The sequence below is a fragment of the Siminovitchia fortis genome, from assembly GCF_003605365.2.
Classification (GTDB): domain Bacteria; phylum Bacillota; class Bacilli; order Bacillales; family Bacillaceae_C; genus Siminovitchia; species Siminovitchia fortis.
This window is the reverse complement of the sequence record NZ_QYTU02000036.1, coordinates 21,285-36,496: the sequence shown is the minus strand read 5'-3', so window position 1 is coordinate 36,496 and position 15,212 is coordinate 21,285. Positions and strand designations below refer to the sequence as shown.

At 44.3% G+C, this 15,212-nt stretch carries 19 protein-coding genes; 13 read left to right on the top strand and 6 right to left on the bottom strand.

Annotated elements, in window-relative coordinates:
• Window positions 1-26: 26 nt before the first annotated feature.
• The gene (locus D4N35_RS14400; RefSeq protein WP_120074894.1) at window positions 27-527 is read right to left on the bottom strand and encodes a phosphatidylglycerophosphatase A family protein; all 501 of its coding nucleotides are present in this window, start codon (window positions 525-527) and stop codon (window positions 27-29) included.
• Window positions 528-677: 150 nt separating this feature from the next.
• On the opposite strand from D4N35_RS14400, the gene yutH reads away from it, so the two are divergent.
• Window positions 678-1,670, top strand: coding sequence for a spore coat putative kinase YutH (gene yutH / locus D4N35_RS14395; protein WP_120074892.1), 993 nt, complete (start codon window positions 678-680; stop codon window positions 1,668-1,670).
• Between the two features lie 38 nt (window positions 1,671-1,708).
• Here the strand turns inward: yutH and D4N35_RS14390 are convergent, their stop codons facing one another.
• A complete protein-coding gene (locus D4N35_RS14390) occupies window positions 1,709-1,945 on the bottom strand; it encodes a NifU family protein (RefSeq protein WP_120074890.1) in 237 nt (78 codons plus the stop codon).
• Between the two features lie 58 nt (window positions 1,946-2,003).
• The gene (locus D4N35_RS14385) at window positions 2,004-2,582 is read right to left on the bottom strand and encodes a Uma2 family endonuclease (protein WP_120074888.1); all 579 of its coding nucleotides are present in this window, start codon (window positions 2,580-2,582) and stop codon (window positions 2,004-2,006) included.
• A gap of 133 nt (window positions 2,583-2,715) precedes the next feature.
• On the opposite strand from D4N35_RS14385, the gene D4N35_RS14380 reads away from it, so the two are divergent.
• On the top strand, window positions 2,716-3,039 hold the full coding sequence (locus tag D4N35_RS14380) for a YuzD family protein (RefSeq protein ID WP_120074886.1): 324 nt from the start codon (window positions 2,716-2,718) through the stop codon (window positions 3,037-3,039).
• Window positions 3,040-3,203: 164 nt separating this feature from the next.
• On the opposite strand, the gene D4N35_RS14375 is transcribed toward D4N35_RS14380, so the two are convergent.
• Window positions 3,204-4,271 carry an NAD(P)/FAD-dependent oxidoreductase gene (locus D4N35_RS14375; protein ID WP_120074883.1) on the bottom strand — a complete coding sequence of 356 codons (1,068 nt, stop codon included), beginning with the start codon at window positions 4,269-4,271 and terminating at the stop codon, window positions 3,204-3,206.
• A gap of 223 nt (window positions 4,272-4,494) precedes the next feature.
• Here D4N35_RS14375 and D4N35_RS14370 point away from each other — a divergent pair, with 223 nt between their 5' ends.
• Together D4N35_RS14370 and D4N35_RS14365 are read left to right on the top strand one after the other, a co-directional pair.
• Window positions 4,495-4,731, top strand: coding sequence for a YuzB family protein (locus D4N35_RS14370; protein ID WP_120074881.1), 237 nt, complete (start codon window positions 4,495-4,497; stop codon window positions 4,729-4,731).
• A gap of 84 nt (window positions 4,732-4,815) precedes the next feature.
• The gene (locus D4N35_RS14365) at window positions 4,816-5,178 is read left to right on the top strand and encodes a HesB/IscA family protein (protein ID WP_120074879.1); all 363 of its coding nucleotides are present in this window, start codon (window positions 4,816-4,818) and stop codon (window positions 5,176-5,178) included.
• Window positions 5,179-5,230: 52 nt separating this feature from the next.
• On the opposite strand, the gene D4N35_RS14360 is transcribed toward D4N35_RS14365, so the two are convergent.
• Entirely contained in the window at window positions 5,231-6,229 is a 999-nt protein-coding gene (locus tag D4N35_RS14360; protein ID WP_120074877.1) for an NAD(P)/FAD-dependent oxidoreductase, read from the bottom strand.
• 355 nt (window positions 6,230-6,584) lie between these two features.
• Between D4N35_RS14360 and D4N35_RS14355 the strand changes: the two genes are divergently transcribed.
• The 4 genes from D4N35_RS14355 (at window position 6,585) to spsC (ending at window position 10,004) form a co-directional block, all read left to right on the top strand.
• Window positions 6,585-7,802 carry an NAD(P)/FAD-dependent oxidoreductase gene (locus tag D4N35_RS14355; RefSeq protein ID WP_120074874.1) on the top strand — a complete coding sequence of 406 codons (1,218 nt, stop codon included), beginning with the start codon at window positions 6,585-6,587 and terminating at the stop codon, window positions 7,800-7,802.
• A 112-nt stretch (window positions 7,803-7,914) separates the two neighbouring features.
• The gene (locus tag D4N35_RS14350) at window positions 7,915-8,397 is read left to right on the top strand and encodes an NUDIX domain-containing protein (RefSeq protein WP_120074872.1); all 483 of its coding nucleotides are present in this window, start codon (window positions 7,915-7,917) and stop codon (window positions 8,395-8,397) included.
• Between the two features lie 260 nt (window positions 8,398-8,657).
• Window positions 8,658-8,981, top strand: coding sequence for a YuiB family protein (locus D4N35_RS14345; RefSeq protein ID WP_120074870.1), 324 nt, complete (start codon window positions 8,658-8,660; stop codon window positions 8,979-8,981).
• A 381-nt stretch (window positions 8,982-9,362) separates the two neighbouring features.
• Complete coding sequence (spsC, locus tag D4N35_RS14340) at window positions 9,363-10,004, top strand: stationary phase survival protein SpsC (RefSeq protein WP_120074868.1); 642 nt, start codon at window positions 9,363-9,365, stop codon at window positions 10,002-10,004.
• 42 nt (window positions 10,005-10,046) lie between these two features.
• Here spsC and D4N35_RS14335 read toward each other — a convergent pair whose 3' ends face one another.
• A complete protein-coding gene (locus D4N35_RS14335) occupies window positions 10,047-10,526 on the bottom strand; it encodes a divergent PAP2 family protein (RefSeq protein ID WP_120074866.1) in 480 nt (159 codons plus the stop codon).
• Window positions 10,527-10,706: 180 nt separating this feature from the next.
• Here D4N35_RS14335 and D4N35_RS14330 point away from each other — a divergent pair, with 180 nt between their 5' ends.
• The 5 genes from D4N35_RS14330 to D4N35_RS14310 all read left to right on the top strand — a co-directional run bounded on the left by D4N35_RS14330 (window position 10,707) and on the right by D4N35_RS14310 (window position 15,051).
• On the top strand, window positions 10,707-12,209 hold the full coding sequence (locus tag D4N35_RS14330; protein WP_120074864.1) for a leucyl aminopeptidase: 1,503 nt from the start codon (window positions 10,707-10,709) through the stop codon (window positions 12,207-12,209).
• A gap of 109 nt (window positions 12,210-12,318) precedes the next feature.
• Entirely contained in the window at window positions 12,319-12,549 is a 231-nt protein-coding gene (locus tag D4N35_RS14325; RefSeq protein WP_164876388.1) for a hypothetical protein, read from the top strand.
• 121 nt (window positions 12,550-12,670) lie between these two features.
• Window positions 12,671-13,063, top strand: a complete 393-nt coding sequence (locus tag D4N35_RS14320) for a hotdog fold thioesterase (protein ID WP_120074862.1) — start codon at window positions 12,671-12,673, stop codon at window positions 13,061-13,063.
• A 97-nt stretch (window positions 13,064-13,160) separates the two neighbouring features.
• Window positions 13,161-13,523 (top strand): DUF2188 domain-containing protein, encoded by a 363-nt coding sequence (locus tag D4N35_RS14315; protein WP_120074860.1) that lies wholly within the window; start codon window positions 13,161-13,163, stop codon window positions 13,521-13,523.
• A gap of 112 nt (window positions 13,524-13,635) precedes the next feature.
• On the top strand, window positions 13,636-15,051 hold the full coding sequence (locus D4N35_RS14310; protein WP_120074858.1) for an amidase: 1,416 nt from the start codon (window positions 13,636-13,638) through the stop codon (window positions 15,049-15,051).
• Window positions 15,052-15,212 lie beyond the last annotated feature (161 nt).

Sequence of the window (15,212 nt, the reverse complement as noted above, 5' to 3'; positions counted from 1 at the left end):
ATAAACAGGCGCTTGCGCCTTTGTTCCTATTCCTCGCCTTTAGCGCTATGGGCTAGCCTGCTGGAAGCCGCTGCCGCGATGGCGCCGACTATGTCATCGAGAAAAGTATTGACCTCACCTGTTGAATGGTCATTCAAATGTTCCAAAATGCCGGGTTTCTGCTTGTCAATATAACCATAATTGGTAAATCCGATGGATCCGTAAACATTGACTATAGAGAAGGCTAAAATTTCATCAACTCCGTATAAGCTTTCATCTGTGCCGATGATCGTTTGAAGCGGTTCATCCAGCTTTCCCTGTTCCGCCAGCATATCAAGCTGGATGCCGGTCAATATGGCGTTTTGTACTTCCCTTTTACGAAGCACGCCCTCAATGTTAATTATGCATTCCTCCGTTGTAAGGTCGGGATGGTATTTTTTTTGCAAATACATTACTAGTTCCGCGATATCTTCGATGGTAACGCCGCGCTCATTCAATAAGCGGCGTGCGGTTTCTTCCAGTTTTGTCATTTTTCTTTCTCCACTCATTTCTTCTCACCCTTTATGTCGTGAAGTTCTGTTTAGATTCATTTTTTCCTCCCCAACAGTTTCCATGTAAAAAAACAAACCTTCAGCAAATTAACTGATCTCGCTCATATACTTGTATAGGGGAAAAAGTGATAAGAGAGGGATGTTTTTATGCCTATGGATATTTTGGAGAAGTATTATAATATCAAAGCAGATCAATCGATCCAGATTGGACGGCAGACACGCTATGTTTCAAACGGTTTGCTGTATACAATTGTTTCTGTGACACATGTGGAACAGGAAGTTCTAATAGAATTATATGAAATGTCAGAGCACATGGCAAAGCATTCCGATAAAAAAGTATCAAGATTCGTGGCCGGAAAGGATGGAAAGTATTTAGTCACACACGAAAATGAGGACTATGTCGTCCTTCAAAATCAATTTCATACAGTAAACCGGAATCGAAAGACCGGCCGCCAACTGGCAAGATTCCATAATAGAGGAAAGAGGCTGCAGGCACCCGTTAAAAGTTTGAACAGGGCAGGTGAGTGGAAGGATTATTGGGCCGCGAGGCTTGATCAAATGGAGAAAGTATGGTCCGGGTTGATCCATGAACCGCCGAGGGAGGAATTTGATAAGCTGTTCATTGAATCTTTTCCGTATTATATGGGGCTGTGCGAGAACGCCATCCAATATGTGACAGATACAGAACTGGACGAGCAGCTTCATCGTTTTGATTATGGAACCATTTGCCATGAACGTTTTCACGATGAGTTGTGGAAGAGTGAACATAATATTAGAAACCCTTTCGACTGGGTTCTCGATCACCCGTCAAGGGACATTTCGGAATGGATCAGAGATCGTTATTTTAAGAGCAGCCGGACACTCCGCCCGGACATGGCGAAATTTTTATATGAGTACCAATCCCTTTCACCGATATCACCGTTCGGCTGGAGGCTTGTCTATGCAAGATTATTGTTTCCACTTCATTATTTTGTCTGTGTGGAAGAATACTACAACACAAATTCACATTCCGCAAAAAAACGGCTGGAAGAAACGCTTGTCAGATATTTGAGGGATACGCAGGATTATGAAAGGTTTCTCCGTTCTTTTTATGCGATGGCCGGAGTGAAAAAAAGCCTTCCGGCAGTTGAATGGCTTTAAGAACAATAAAAAACGATCCGGAAAATCCGAATCGCAAATTAAAATACCTGTTCCACTTCAAGGACGCCTGGCACTTCTTCAACTAATGCCCGCTCTATACCGGCTTTTAATGTAATCGTAGAGCTTGGGCATGTACCGCAAGCACCCAAAAGGCGAAGTTTGACAATACCTTCATCTACATCTACGAGTTCGCAGTCACCGCCATCACGAAGGAGAAAAGGCCGTAATTTATCGAGTACTTCTTGAACTTGGCTGTACATGGTTTGTTCAGACATTCAGATCTACTCCCTTCCTAATACCCATTATAATCAGAAACGAAAAAAAAATCTATGGCTATGTTTGGGTACGCAATATTTGGTGAAGGTCAAGTTTAAGGTCTGGGAAAATATGAACAGAGATGGTGTCCTCTTTCGTAAATACACCGTGGAATTCAAAAATCCCATTGTTTAAAAGGTGGACTTCTATGGAATCGTTCATTGGATCAACAAGCCAATACTCTTTTACTCCCGCTTTTTCATATAGCCGAAATTTGATCCAGCGGTCCATCTTGACAGATGAAGGAGAGAGAACTTCTATGATCATGTCCGGCGCCCCATTACAGCCTTTATCATCAAGCTTTTCCTGGTCGCAAACAATCGACAAATCAGGCTGAACAACATCATTTATATCTTCATTCTTCTTGTTTTCACCCATCAAACGTACATCGAACGGTGCAAAAAAAACTTCACATTTCTTTTCTCTCAGAAAAATGGAAAAAGCTGTGGACAACTCTCTAAGAACTTGTTGATGCCTTTTGGAAAGGGCAGGAGTCATATTGAAAACTTTTCCATCAATCAGCTCAAGCCTTTCACCTTCATCCCATTTCAGGTAATCGGCATACGTGTATCTCTCTTTTTCATTTGGAATGGCCATTTGATCATCCCCTTCACCTTAAATTACTTATTATATTACCAAACCATACTGATCAATACCATGCGCCATGCGGTTAATGTCGTTTGGAATTTTCTATAAAAGCGGTACAATGAAGAAAAGGAGAGTGGAAGGGATGAAAAAGGAAGCTGAAATACTTGTATATGGGGCCGAACAGATTTGCGCAAGCTGCGTTAACCTGCCTTCTTCAAAGGAAACATATGAATGGCTGGAAGCAGCTATTTCGCGAAAATTTCCGGATCAGCCGTTTAAAATAAGATATATCGATATTTTTAATCCGCCTGAAGAAAAAGTAGTTAAAGAATTTGCAGAGCGGGTAATCGAAGAAGATTTATTTTACCCTGTTGTCACGATGGATGATGAAATCATCGGAGAGGGAAACCCTCGGTTAAAAGATGTGTACAGGAAGATGGAAGAATACGGATATCATGCGGAATAAATAATGCCGGAATCAGGAAAAAGTCTGATTCCGGCTGTTTAGTTTTGTCCAGATCCAGCGCCTAGCTCCGCAAGGATCAAGCCGCTTCCCTGTTCGCTTACGAACTGCCTCCTCGGGAATCGTCTTGTTTGCCCGCGCCAATCAAGGCGCTTTCGCTTTTCTTATTAGCCATTATGATACTTATACATCCACAAAATTCCTGATTTCAGAATCCGTGCGATGCGTCCGGTGATGGCACGCTCGGCCATCAGCCCAAATCCTTGCTTTTTACCAAGAGAGCCAAGTACACCTTTCAGCTTGATGGTAGGCAATTCCGCTGGAAGTTCTTGTCCGCTCCAGCGTTTTTGAAGGACATGGACAATTTGGTCAGCCTGTCCTTCAGCAAGCTGAGCACTAGGTGCATAAGGGAGGCTTGCGCAGTCCCCAACGACATAAACATGCTCATCGACTGGAATGTTATGATATTTCGTTAATACGACTCTGCCCTGCTTATCCTTTTCAACATCCAATTCACGTACAATCCGGTTTGGCTGGATGCCGGCAGTCCAAACGATCACATCGGTATGAACCGGCTCATCATGATTGAAAAGCGTGCGGTCTTCTACTTTCGTAATATTTGCTCCATTGATGACTTCAACGCCATTTGTCTGGAACCAATTTTGTACATAGCGGCTGACTCTTTCCGGAAATGCAGAAAGGATAATCTTTCCACGGTCAAATAATTTGATGACCAGATCCTCACGGCTTTCCCTGAGCTCACTTGCAAGCTCCACTCCGCTCAAGCCCCCGCCTACAATGCTGACAACGGAATTAGCCGGCAGGTTGTTCAATGTTTGATATGTTTTACGGGCCTTTTCTATATTTTGAATACTATGTGTATATTCCTTGGCTCCAGGAATATTGTGATATTTATCCTCGCACCCAAGACCGATAACAAGATCATCATATGGGACAGGTTCACCTTCGTCCAGGTGGACGAGTTTTTTCTCAAGGTCGATGCCCGTTATTTCACCATACTTCAATTCAAGGCGCTGATGTTCCGGAAAAGGTACCCGGACCTCCTGATCCGAAACTGTACCGGCAGCAAGTGCATAGTATTCTGTCTTAAGACAATGGTATGGCACTCTGTCAATCAGTGTGATGGATACGTCTTCCGGTAAGTTATTTGGCAGCAAACGGTGCAGCACCCGCATATTCCCATATCCTCCGCCCAGAAGTACTAACTTTTTCATGCAAATAATCTCCTTTTGCTGTCTATTTATCCTATAAAAGAAAAACGAAACGAATCTGTATCAATTTTATGAGTTCTATATCCAACGTAAAGTATAGCGGAATCTACATTGATATACAACAGGATTAGTGTGTCTTGGTCTGTGGGAATGGTCCGAATCGGCCATTCAAATTGACTAACCCAAGCGAAAAGAGTAGGATAAATACGGTAATGAGGTGAAGCAAATGAATCCTATTATTGAATTTTGCATCAGCAACCTGGGCATGGGTGGTTACGAAGCATTGCAAAAGCTCGAGGAAGATCCCGATTTGGACATTGTGGAATATGGCTGCCTGGACCATTGCGATTTGTGCGCTGAAACTTTGTACGCCCTTGTCAATGGGGAAGTTGTGACGGGTGAAAGCGCTGATGATCTGGTGAAAAACATTTACCAATATATAGAGGATAATCCGATGTTTTAACGAAACCGATTGGTTGAGAATAGACCATTTGGGGTTTATAATAAAAGGAAGGACTCCATTTCTTGCATAAGGAGGTGCAGATTCATGAGTGATCTTATTGAATTGACTGAAGCAGCTGCAATGCAGATCAAAAAAATGATCGAGGAAAATGGAGAAGAAGGAGCCTATTTCCGTTTTTCTATTAATGGCGGCGGGTGCAGCGGTTTATCATATGGCATGAGTCTTGACCAGGAGAGAACTGAAAAAGATACATTCTTTGAACAGCACGGAATAGGTGTTGTCATTGACGAAGAGACTGCGCCGATTGTCGCCGGAACTGTCATCGATTTTAAACAATCTCTTATGGGCGGCGGCTTTACGATAGATAATCCTAATGCACTTGTATCTTGCGGGTGCGGCTCATCTTTCCGTACCGCAAAAGTGGCGGGGTCGCCGGAAGAATGCTAAATTTTAAAGGCCTGAACAACTATTGCTGTTCAGGCCTTTATTGTAAGCTTTTTTACTTATCGAAAAGGGAAGTGCTATGCATCGGCTGCAATCTTGCTTTTGGATCGATGTATGCTTTCGCGTTGCTGACTGCTGTCGGCGCTTCGCCGAACCCGGTGGCGATCAGTTTTACTTTTCCATCATACGTTGTGATATCTCCTGCAGCATAGATGCCCGGAATATTAGTTTCCATTTTGGAGTTAACGACAATTGAGTTTTTTTCGATTTCAATGCCCCAATCCTTGATCGGTCCGAGTGAGGAAACGAATCCGTAGTTACAGATGAGAGCGTCCAACTCGATTTCCTCTACCGCATCTCCTCTGACTTCCTGGATGATCAGCTTATTGATGGATTCTCCATCGCAGATCATATCTGAAGCAGCAAAAGGCGTTTTGATTTCGACTGAGGATTCCTTCAATTGATTAACACTGCTTTCATGGGCGCGGAATTTATCCCTGCGGTGGACAAGCGTCACCTTTTCGGCAATCGGTTCAAGCATCAATGCCCAGTCAACGGCGGAATCTCCTCCGCCTAAAATGACGACTCTTTGCCCTTCGAACTTTTTCATGTCATCCACGAAATAATGAAGATTTTTTCCTTCATATTGTTCAGCTTTTTCCAATTCCAGTTTTCTCGGCTGGAAGGCACCGATCCCACCGGTAATAATAATGGATTTGGAATAATGGATCTCCTGATCCGTTGTCAATTTGAAAGTTCCGTCTTCCAGCTTTTCAACATTTTGGACGGATTGCCCAAGGCAAATGGTTTGAGAAAATAGCTTCAGCTGCTCTTTTAAGTTGTTGACAAGATCAAGTGCCTTAATCTTTGGAAAGCCGGCCACATCGTATATATATTTCTCCGGATACAGGGCTGCCAATTGACCGCCTAGCTGGGGAAGACTTTCTATTATTTTAACCGACGAATTTCTCATCCCTGCGTAGAAGGCGGTGAACATCCCGGCAGGACCTGCCCCGATGATGGTCATATCAAAAACTTGCTGATCTTCTTTCAAAGAAAATCCCTCCTAAGTTCATAAACAACTCCATTTTTGTCTCTAACACCTTCCTATTGTGCCACACAATGCTTAATTTTGTCATATAAAACGCCCATGGCCTGGGGAAAAAAAGAAGCATCAAACAGTGCTCGGCCTTAAATATTCAGAATTGTTATTCTTCCTTGAAACCGCTTGAAAAAAGAGTATAAAAGCCATATGATGTATTGAGACATATATCAATTTTTTATGACATTTTTTTTGCAAATGTACGTGAAGTGCATCACATTTATTTATATATATTATTATCATTTCAAATATGCATTTCAGCCGTACGAATGTTTAATAATAAGACGAAAAGGTGGAAGTGATTAGATTGAGAAAGCCAAAGATAGTAGTATTAGGCGCTGGTTACGGCGGATTAATGACAGTGACACGTCTTCAAAAACAACTCGGAAGCAACGATGCCGACATTGTTTTAGTAAATAAAAACGATTACCATTATGAAACAACATGGTTGCATGAAGCTTCTGCCGGTACATTGACCCCTGACCAGGTCCGTTATGATATTGCAAATGTTATCGATAGAAGCAAGGTTGATTTCGTTAAAGACACAGCTTTGAAAGTTGATACGGAAGCTAAAAAAGTTCAACTTGAAAAAGGGGACGACCTTTCTTATGACTATCTGGTAATCGCTTTAGGCGGGGCTCCGGAAACATTTGGAATCAAAGGCCTTGATAAGTATGCATTTTCTATCACGAATGTCAATACAGCCAGACAGATCCGCGAACATATTGAGTATCAATTCGCGACTTATAAAGTAGATCAAAAACCTGAGCGTTTGACAATTGTCGTCGGCGGGGCCGGTTTTACAGGAATTGAATTCCTGGGAGAACTGGGCAACCGCATTCCTGAACTTTGCAAGGAATATGACATTGAAAAAGATATGGTAAAAGTGATTTGTGTGGAAGCTGCTCCTACAGCTCTTCCTGGTTTTGATCCTGAACTTGTTGAATATGCGACGGCATTGCTTGAAAGAAAAAATGTGGAATTCCGTATCGGCACAGCCATCAAGGAAGCTACGCCGGAAGGAATCGTAGTTGCCAAAGGAGAAGACGATACAGAAGAAATCAAAGCCGGAACAGTGGTTTGGGCAGCCGGGGTGCGCGGCAACCCGATCATAGTGGAATCAGGGATTGAAAATATGCGCGGCAGGGTAAAAGTTGAGCCGGACCTTCGTGCACCTGGTTTATCCGATGTATTCGTCATTGGCGACTGCTCACTCGTCATCAACGAAGAAATCAACCGGCCATATCCGCCAACTGCTCAAATTGCGATGCAGCAAGGGGAATTGGTGGCAAGCAACTTGGCAAAGCTTGTTAATGGAAAAACAAACCTTGATAGCTTTAATTTTGATAACAAAGGAACTGTTTGTTCCCTTGGCGATGACGATGCCATCGGCGTTGTCTTCGGAAAGAAATTGACAGGTACGAAAGCATCCTTTATGAAAAAAATGATTGACAACCGTGCCCTTTACATGATTGGCGGTATTCCACTGACAGTGAAAAAAGGGAAATTCAATTTGCTTAAATAATGAATGATGAAGGCAGAATCTAAATGGATTCTGCCTTTTTTAGGAAGATTAGAGGAATAAATTGGCATTATTGCCGTAAATAGCTTTTTTATAGAAAGTGTGGGGAATAAGGATGAGCCAAGACCGGGGAAAGGTTTGGCTGGCGGTCTGCGGTGTAGTGACAGATCAGGCCGGACGTTGGCTCGTCGTGAAAAAGAAGTACGGCGGCGCCAAAGGAAAATGGACTTTGCCTGCAGGTTTTGTGGAACCTGGAGAAACATTGGATGAAGCGGTTGAAAGGGAAGTGCTTGAAGAAACTGGGATCATTTGCACAGTGGATGGCCTGCTGGGTGTAAGGACGGGTGTATTGCAATCCTCTATTAGCGATAATATGGTGATATTTGCCTGTAAACCAAAAAATACAACGATCCTCGTTCAGGAAAAGGAACTCGAGGAAGCCTGCTGGATGGCAACCCAAAGTTTGCTTGAAGACAAACATACCTCTGTTATGATCACGGAGTTGATAAAAGGAGGGTACGGGCCGTTTCAAAAAGAAGTGAATGCCATCAATCCGGGCAGTCAGTTTGGGTATACAGCGTATAAATTATTTCTTTGAAAAAATAGGGGAGCAGTAGGTACGATGGGCGCTTCCGCTTTTCTTGTGTCCAGCTTCAGCGCCTAGCCCCTCGAAGTCATAAGCCAATTCCCTGTGGTGGCTGAAGAACTGCCTCCTCGGGAATCGCCTTATGCTTGTCGGGGCTAATCAAGGCGCTTCCGCTTTTCTATTTGTCATGAATTCGCCGAGTCTTCGCATTGACGCTCTGTCAGTCATTCAGTAAACTTGGTATGAAAGTGAATTCAAGGGGGAACACAGCCATGCAGATGCCACTTCCAGTCCTGCTTATATCTATACTATTATTTTTTGTCCTATTTTTCGGCATTGGATTTTTACTTAATATGCTGCTGAGAATGACATGGATTATGGCGTTCATCTATCCGATTGTTGCCATATTGATTGTGGATAAAGTGAAATTTACTGACTACATCACATCTCCGTCAGCTTCTTTTTCAAGCCTGGGAACAAGTATTTCCAATCTTGGCGCAGCCGATCTGATCATTTTGGTTAGCGGCTTGGCGGGAGCAATCGTAGCAGGATTCACCATGCGGGTTTTGCGGAAAAAAGGATATCGAATGTTTTAACCGAAGAAAAACGCCCAGGAAGCTGATCCTGGGTGTTTTTTGGTGTACTCGGGCAGGAATCACACCCAGTGACCGGGATCAACGAAAAAGGTATTGCGTGGTCACTGGAGACACTGCCGCAGTCAGGATTCCTCCCCGAAGAAGCGAAAAATCCGTAAACTCGGTAAGGGATCATTGGTAAGCGGGAGATAAACTGTAAATTCGGCAATCTAATGATTCCTTGTCGTAAAAGTGCACCGGACAATCAATTTCAACTATCCTCCTGGGGACCAAACCTTAATTGTATCCCCTGAATATGAATCCCGATCATTTATCTCACTTATATAATATGAATAAACCCTCTCAAAACAGGGAAATAATACCCTTGAGAGGAGTGAATGAATGTTTACGCGTTACCTATATGCCAGGAGAATATTGATGCTGTTTTTGTTTACAGCAGCATTAGGGGCAACATTTGAATCGTTGTCGGGCATGGATTTAAGAACGACTGCCCAGTTATTTTCAGATTCAAAAAAGTTGAAGGATGAGCCAGTGTCCGAACCGGCAATACAAGCGGGGAAAGGTGCAGCACAAGATACCCCGCCATTGGAGGAGGCGTTCGATTGGTCTCAATATCCGGCAAAAAAGGTTATTGCAACTGGTTATACGGCAGGGGAGGAATCTACTGGAAAAAGGCCTGGACATCCGTCTTACGGCATTACATATTCAGGAGTTAAAGTGAAAAGAGACTTATATTCAACGGTAGCGGCGGACCCCGAGGTATTTCCGATCGGCACTATTTTGTTTATTCCGGGATATGGATATGGTGTCGTAGCCGATACAGGTTCAGCGATCAAAGGCAATAAAATTGACCTTTATTACGAGACTGTTGACGAGGTATATAAAAACTGGGGCAAACGGACGCTGGACGTGCATATCATTAAAATGGGATCCGGAAAGGTAACGGAAGAAGAGTTGACTGCCCTAAATGAAGACGAGGCAATGCAGGTGTTCAGGCAGTCTTATTTAAAAACTGCAGATTAAAATTGAAGGCTTGCGGATTTAAAGTCCGCAGCCTTTTTCTTTTTAAAGGTTGAAAAAATAATGAAGAATAAGTGCAAGTCCGATCCCGGTCAATCCCCCAAAAAACACTTCAACCGGTTTATGTCCAAGCAGTTCTTTTAATTCGTCCCTTTTCTCATGTTCGGGTTTATCAGGCCAATCCTTTGCTTCTTCTATAAATCGCTGGAAGTCGGAAGTGAGCTGATTTAAAACAATCGCATGTTCACCGGCCTGTCTTCGAACTCCCGTCGCATCGAACATGACGATAATGGCAAAAACAGCAGATACAGCAAACAAAGGTGACCCAAGCCCTTCCTGAAGGGCAACTCCCGTTGAAAGGGCAGTAACCGCGGCGGAGTGGGAACTGGGCATCCCGCCTGTTGATGTCAGCAGGGACCAATCCCATTTTTTCGTAACGATGAAATGGAGGGGGACTTTCACAAACTGGGCAAAGAAAATCGCAGTGAGAGCAAACCAAAGAGGGAAGTTCAAAAACAGGTCCATCAATTTACATCCTTTCTTGTTGTTGAGGCGTTCCGTATATGCCGCGTCTGCACCGATAAGCGGACACTTACAGCCATTCTTGTTCTATATTACCACATCAGCCGAAAAAGGAATCCCTTTTTGGAAAACTCGAAACCTCCGGATGTTTCCTTTATAATTTTAAAAAAGGGAGGGATTTGCATGTTTCATATTTCAAATGGAAATCCATATGAAAGTGAGCAGGAATGCATGCTTGTCGGTCTGCTGGATCAGCCCGAAAAATTTTCCGGAAAGTTGCAACAGCTTGATGAAGCATTTGGCGGCAAATTGACTGAGCTTGTGAAAACAGGTGATATTTCCGCCAAATATAAATCAGTCGCTGTCATACATAGTTTGGGAAACACACCCGTCAAACGATTCATTTTTATCGGGCTGGGAAGAAAAAAGAAGCTGACAGTTGCACGCCTGCGTGAAGCGGCCGGTAAAGCTTCCAAAAAATTAAAAGATTTACGGGTGAAGTCGTTTTCCATCGCCTTGGACACATTCACCACAGGGGAAATTACTGCTGAAAAAGCCGCATGGACCGTGAGTGAAGCATTTACCATGGCATCATATGAATTCCCCGGTTACAAACAAAAGTCAAATGAGCCTAAGGTCATCATAGATACAATAACTGTTTTTACAAATGAAGATAAAAAGACCATCGATTTCGCTGTGAAGACAGGGTGGATATTCGGTACCGGGGTAAACCGTGCAAGAACGCTGGTAAACACGCCAAGCAACCTGCTGCGTCCCTCCGATTTGGCTGCATACGCCGCTGAATTGGCAGATGAATATGGATTTGAAATAGAACTTTTGGACAAAGAGGACATCGAAAAGCTTGGGATGGGCGCATTCCTTGCAGTGAATCGGGGATCCGGAGAACCGCCCTATATGATTGTATTAAAATATCAGGGTAAAGAAAAATGGACGGACGTTCTTGGGCTGGTCGGAAAAGGAATCACCTTTGATACGGGCGGCTATTCCATCAAGCCGAAGAATGGAATAGTCGGGATGAAAACAGATATGGGCGGGGCGGCTTCCGTACTGGGGGCAATGGAAGTCATTGGCCGTCTGAGGCCTGAGCGGAATGTTGTGGCAGTGATTCCGGCCACTGATAATGTAATCAGTGAAAAAGCATTCAAGCCGGACGATGTAATCACATCAATGAACGGGAAAACAATTGAAGTGTTAAATACAGATGCAGAGGGGCGCCTCGTCCTGGCGGATGCGGTCACTTATGCGAAAATGCATGGTGCCGACCGCCTGGTGGATGTGGCTACTTTAACAGGCGGAGTCATCATTGCCCTTGGCCTTGATAAAACGGGAGCGATCACGAATGATGAGGAATTTTATCAGGAAGTGAAAGAGGCTTCCAAAAAGGCTGGAGAATTTATCTGGCCATTGCCTTATACAAAAAAAGATAAGGAAAGGGTGCGTTCCAGCAAGATTGCCGATCTGAATAACTCGCCCGGCCGGGAAGGGCATGCCATCATGGGCGGAGCATTTATCGGGGAATTTGTGGGAAATACCCCATGGGTCCATTTGGATATCGCAGGAACCGCAACAACCGACAAGGGATACGATCTTGGGCCTTCAGGCGCTACAGGAGTGATGGTACGGACACTCGCTCTGCTTGCAATAGGGGAAAATAAGCAGGAATAATAGAAGGAACGGGCTTGTTTTTGTGGAATTTGCCCATGCCATCTGTGCGTTTGCCGCATACACAGGTATAGAGGGCTTTCGAGCTCTTATATAAAGGAGGCTACCTGTAATGATGTACTATCGAAATCTGGAACCCTATGCCGGAAACCGCTTTTTCTTCGGCGCTCCCTTACTAGGCGGTTTTATCGGCGGTTTAATAGGCGGCGGTATCGGAGCCGGCATCGGGAGCGCAATATTCAGGCCGCGTCCATTATTTTACCCTTATGGTCCGGTTCCTTACGGGGGAGTCCCGTATGGCTATGGCGCACCTATTGGATTTGGAGGACCATACGGCTATTGATTTGTGACTGTCGATTGATAGTCTTGTGATATTCAGTAAGCCCATCGGTAAGTAAGCCGGAGGGCTTTCTTCTTTAAAAACTTGAACAGAATGTGAAAATACATTAGGTGGAGGATTACATATGAAATTCAAGGGATTGCATCAATCATTGGGAATAGAGCTCGTCGAAATCGGAGATGGAAAGGTTACGGCAACGATGCCTGTAGATGAACGCACAAGGCAGCCTTACGGTTATTTGCATGGCGGGGCATCGGTTGCATTGGCGGAAACGGCTGCCAGCATTGGGACTGCAGCTTTGATCGATTTGGAAAAAGAGGTTTGCTTCGGCCTGGAGATCAATGCCAATCACGTCCGCCCCAAAAGGGAAGGAGTGGTAACGGCAACAGCGGAGGCTGTGCACCGCGGAAAAACCACCATGGTCTGGGATATTCGGATTAAGGACGAAGAAGACCGACTTATTTGCATATCGAGATGTACGGTGGCTATCGTAGCTAAAAAGAACGGAAGTGAGTAAACTCAAACAGTAACTTCCGTTTCCAGTGTTCAGCTTTTTTTGTTTGAAATGCATGCTTCCGGGAAAACAATGGACAAGGTAAAAGGAGGTCATGAACATGCCTTGGTCAAAAAATGATTATCCGGACTCGATGAAAAATCTTCCCGACGATGTCCGGGATAAAGCGATTGAAATTGCCAACGCACTCCTCGAGGATAAATACAGCGAAGGAAGAGCAATATCCATCGGAATTGCCCAAGCCCGAAAATACATTGAAGGAGATGACGACCGGCCGGAATATCATGCGGAGCCTGATGGGGAGGACTGGATCTTAAAAAAGAAGGATGGCAAAAAAGCTATAATGAGAGAAGATGCGAAAAAAGATCTTTTGGACAAAGCCAAAGAATATGTTAATGACCATGACGGGACGTTGGTTATCCATAAGACGGATGGTTCCGTTTCTGACCGGTTATATGATTAACGTTGCAAGTCTCCCATTTTATAATGGGCGGCTTTTTTTCCGTCACCCTGGCAATAAACCAATCACTTGATATAATTTAAATATATATTTCGTTTGAAGGGTGGAGGTATAGGTGAGGAAGCCGGAGCAAGGAATGTCCGATACATACGAAGAAGATTTTATAAAATGGGATTTGGCAACACTTTCCAAGGCGATTCGGAATAAACAGCTGTCACCGGTTGAGGTGACGCGCCAACTGCTGAAAAAGATTGAAAAAGAAGATGGGAAGTTCAACTCTTTTATAACTGTCACAGATGAAGAAGCGATGGAGCAGGCAAAAAAGGCGGAACGCGAAATCAAAGATGGAAAATTAAGAGGGCCGCTGCATGGAATTCCTATTGCACTAAAAGATAATGTCTATACTGAGGGAATCAATACAACAATGGGATCCGCTATTTTCAAGGAATATATCCCCGGCCATGATGCAACGGTGACCAAAAAGCTCAAAGAAGCCGGTGCGATTATTTTAGGTAAATTGAATATGCACGAAGTGGCTTATGGGACATCGGGAGACCGTTCGTTTGCAGGGCCTGTTAAAAATCCTCACGACACCAATAAAATTACAGGAGGCTCCAGCAGCGGTTCCGGAGCTGCGCTGGCTGCTTCGTTTTGTTATGGAGCGCTTGGAACCGACACCGGAGGATCCATCAGGATTCCCGCTTCATTTACAGGGATAGTTGGAATGAAGCCGACATTCGGCAGAGTGAGCAACTTCGGTGTCTTTCCCCTTGGCTGGACACTCGATCATGTGGGGCCGATGACGAAGACTGTCCGTGACAATGCCATTTTAATGAATGTGCTGGCAGGATACGACGAAAATGATCCATATTCAATCGATATACCAACAGAGGATTACACTGCTTTAATCGGAACGGACATAAAGGGTACGGTGATTGGAATTCCTGCAGGGGATTTCTTCAAAGGAGGAGATCCGGAGGTTGAGGAACATTATCTCCAGGCCGTCAAAAAGTTTGAGGAAGCCGGTGCAGAAATAAAATCAGTTAACCTGCCGGATATGGAGGAAATACTGGCTGCATTCAGGACAACTTTGACAAGCGAAGCATATACCGTCCATGAAGAACGGCTGCAAAATTTTTCAGATGAGTGGGACGATGAAGTCAGGGACCGTTTATTCACGGCCAAAGACACCCATGCAGCAAAATATATTGCAGCACAGCAAATCAAAAAGCAGGCCATCAAGGATTTTGAGAAAGTTTTTAAAGAGGTGGATATCATCGTCACCCCGACTGTCCCTATCCTCCCTGTAAATATCGGTGAGCGGGAAATCGTCTTGAACGGTTCAAAAATTCATAGTAGTCTGGTTCTCAACCGGTTTACCGGCCCGTTCAATCTAACAGGCCTGCCAAGTCTCTCCATGCCATGCGGCTTTTCGGAAACCGGACTCCCAATCGGGATTCAGCTGGTCGGAAAAACTTTCGATGAGGCGAATATTTATCGCTTTGCCTCAGTGCTGGAACAAATTTTATAAGAAAAGCGCAAGGCGCCCGCTTATCGGCGCAAAGCTAGACGAGCGCTGAAGAAGGCGTAGTTTGCCTTCAGGAGGGATTGGCTTAATCCTTGCGCCGATGGCGCCTGAAGCTGGACATGTCTCACATCATTCCATATAGAAAATTTAGTTGAATTTTAAAC

Excerpts from the sequence above, each read along its gene's own strand:
- D4N35_RS14325 (WP_164876388.1), top strand. The coding sequence starts at position 12,319 with ATGATGTACTATCGAAATCTGGAACCCTATGCCGGAAACCGCTTTTTC.
- yutH (WP_120074892.1), top strand. The coding sequence starts at position 678 with ATGCCTATGGATATTTTGGAGAAGTATTATAATATCAAAGCAGATCAA.
- D4N35_RS14315 (WP_120074860.1), top strand. The coding sequence starts at position 13,161 with ATGCCTTGGTCAAAAAATGATTATCCGGACTCGATGAAAAATCTTCCC.
- D4N35_RS14370 (WP_120074881.1), top strand. The coding sequence starts at position 4,495 with ATGAATCCTATTATTGAATTTTGCATCAGCAACCTGGGCATGGGTGGT.
- D4N35_RS14345 (WP_120074870.1), top strand. The coding sequence starts at position 8,658 with ATGCAGATGCCACTTCCAGTCCTGCTTATATCTATACTATTATTTTTT.
- D4N35_RS14365 (WP_120074879.1), top strand. The coding sequence starts at position 4,816 with ATGAGTGATCTTATTGAATTGACTGAAGCAGCTGCAATGCAGATCAAA.
- D4N35_RS14350 (WP_120074872.1), top strand. The coding sequence starts at position 7,915 with ATGAGCCAAGACCGGGGAAAGGTTTGGCTGGCGGTCTGCGGTGTAGTG.
- spsC (WP_120074868.1), top strand. The coding sequence starts at position 9,363 with ATGTTTACGCGTTACCTATATGCCAGGAGAATATTGATGCTGTTTTTG.
- D4N35_RS14375 (WP_120074883.1), bottom strand. The coding sequence starts at position 4,271 with ATGAAAAAGTTAGTACTTCTGGGCGGAGGATATGGGAATATGCGGGTG.
- D4N35_RS14400 (WP_120074894.1), bottom strand. The coding sequence starts at position 527 with ATGAGTGGAGAAAGAAAAATGACAAAACTGGAAGAAACCGCACGCCGC.
- D4N35_RS14385 (WP_120074888.1), bottom strand. The coding sequence starts at position 2,582 with ATGGCCATTCCAAATGAAAAAGAGAGATACACGTATGCCGATTACCTG.
- D4N35_RS14330 (WP_120074864.1), top strand. The coding sequence starts at position 10,707 with ATGTTTCATATTTCAAATGGAAATCCATATGAAAGTGAGCAGGAATGC.
- D4N35_RS14380 (WP_120074886.1), top strand. The coding sequence starts at position 2,716 with ATGAAAAAGGAAGCTGAAATACTTGTATATGGGGCCGAACAGATTTGC.
- D4N35_RS14390 (WP_120074890.1), bottom strand. The coding sequence starts at position 1,945 with ATGTCTGAACAAACCATGTACAGCCAAGTTCAAGAAGTACTCGATAAA.
- D4N35_RS14320 (WP_120074862.1), top strand. The coding sequence starts at position 12,671 with ATGAAATTCAAGGGATTGCATCAATCATTGGGAATAGAGCTCGTCGAA.
- D4N35_RS14335 (WP_120074866.1), bottom strand. The coding sequence starts at position 10,526 with ATGGACCTGTTTTTGAACTTCCCTCTTTGGTTTGCTCTCACTGCGATT.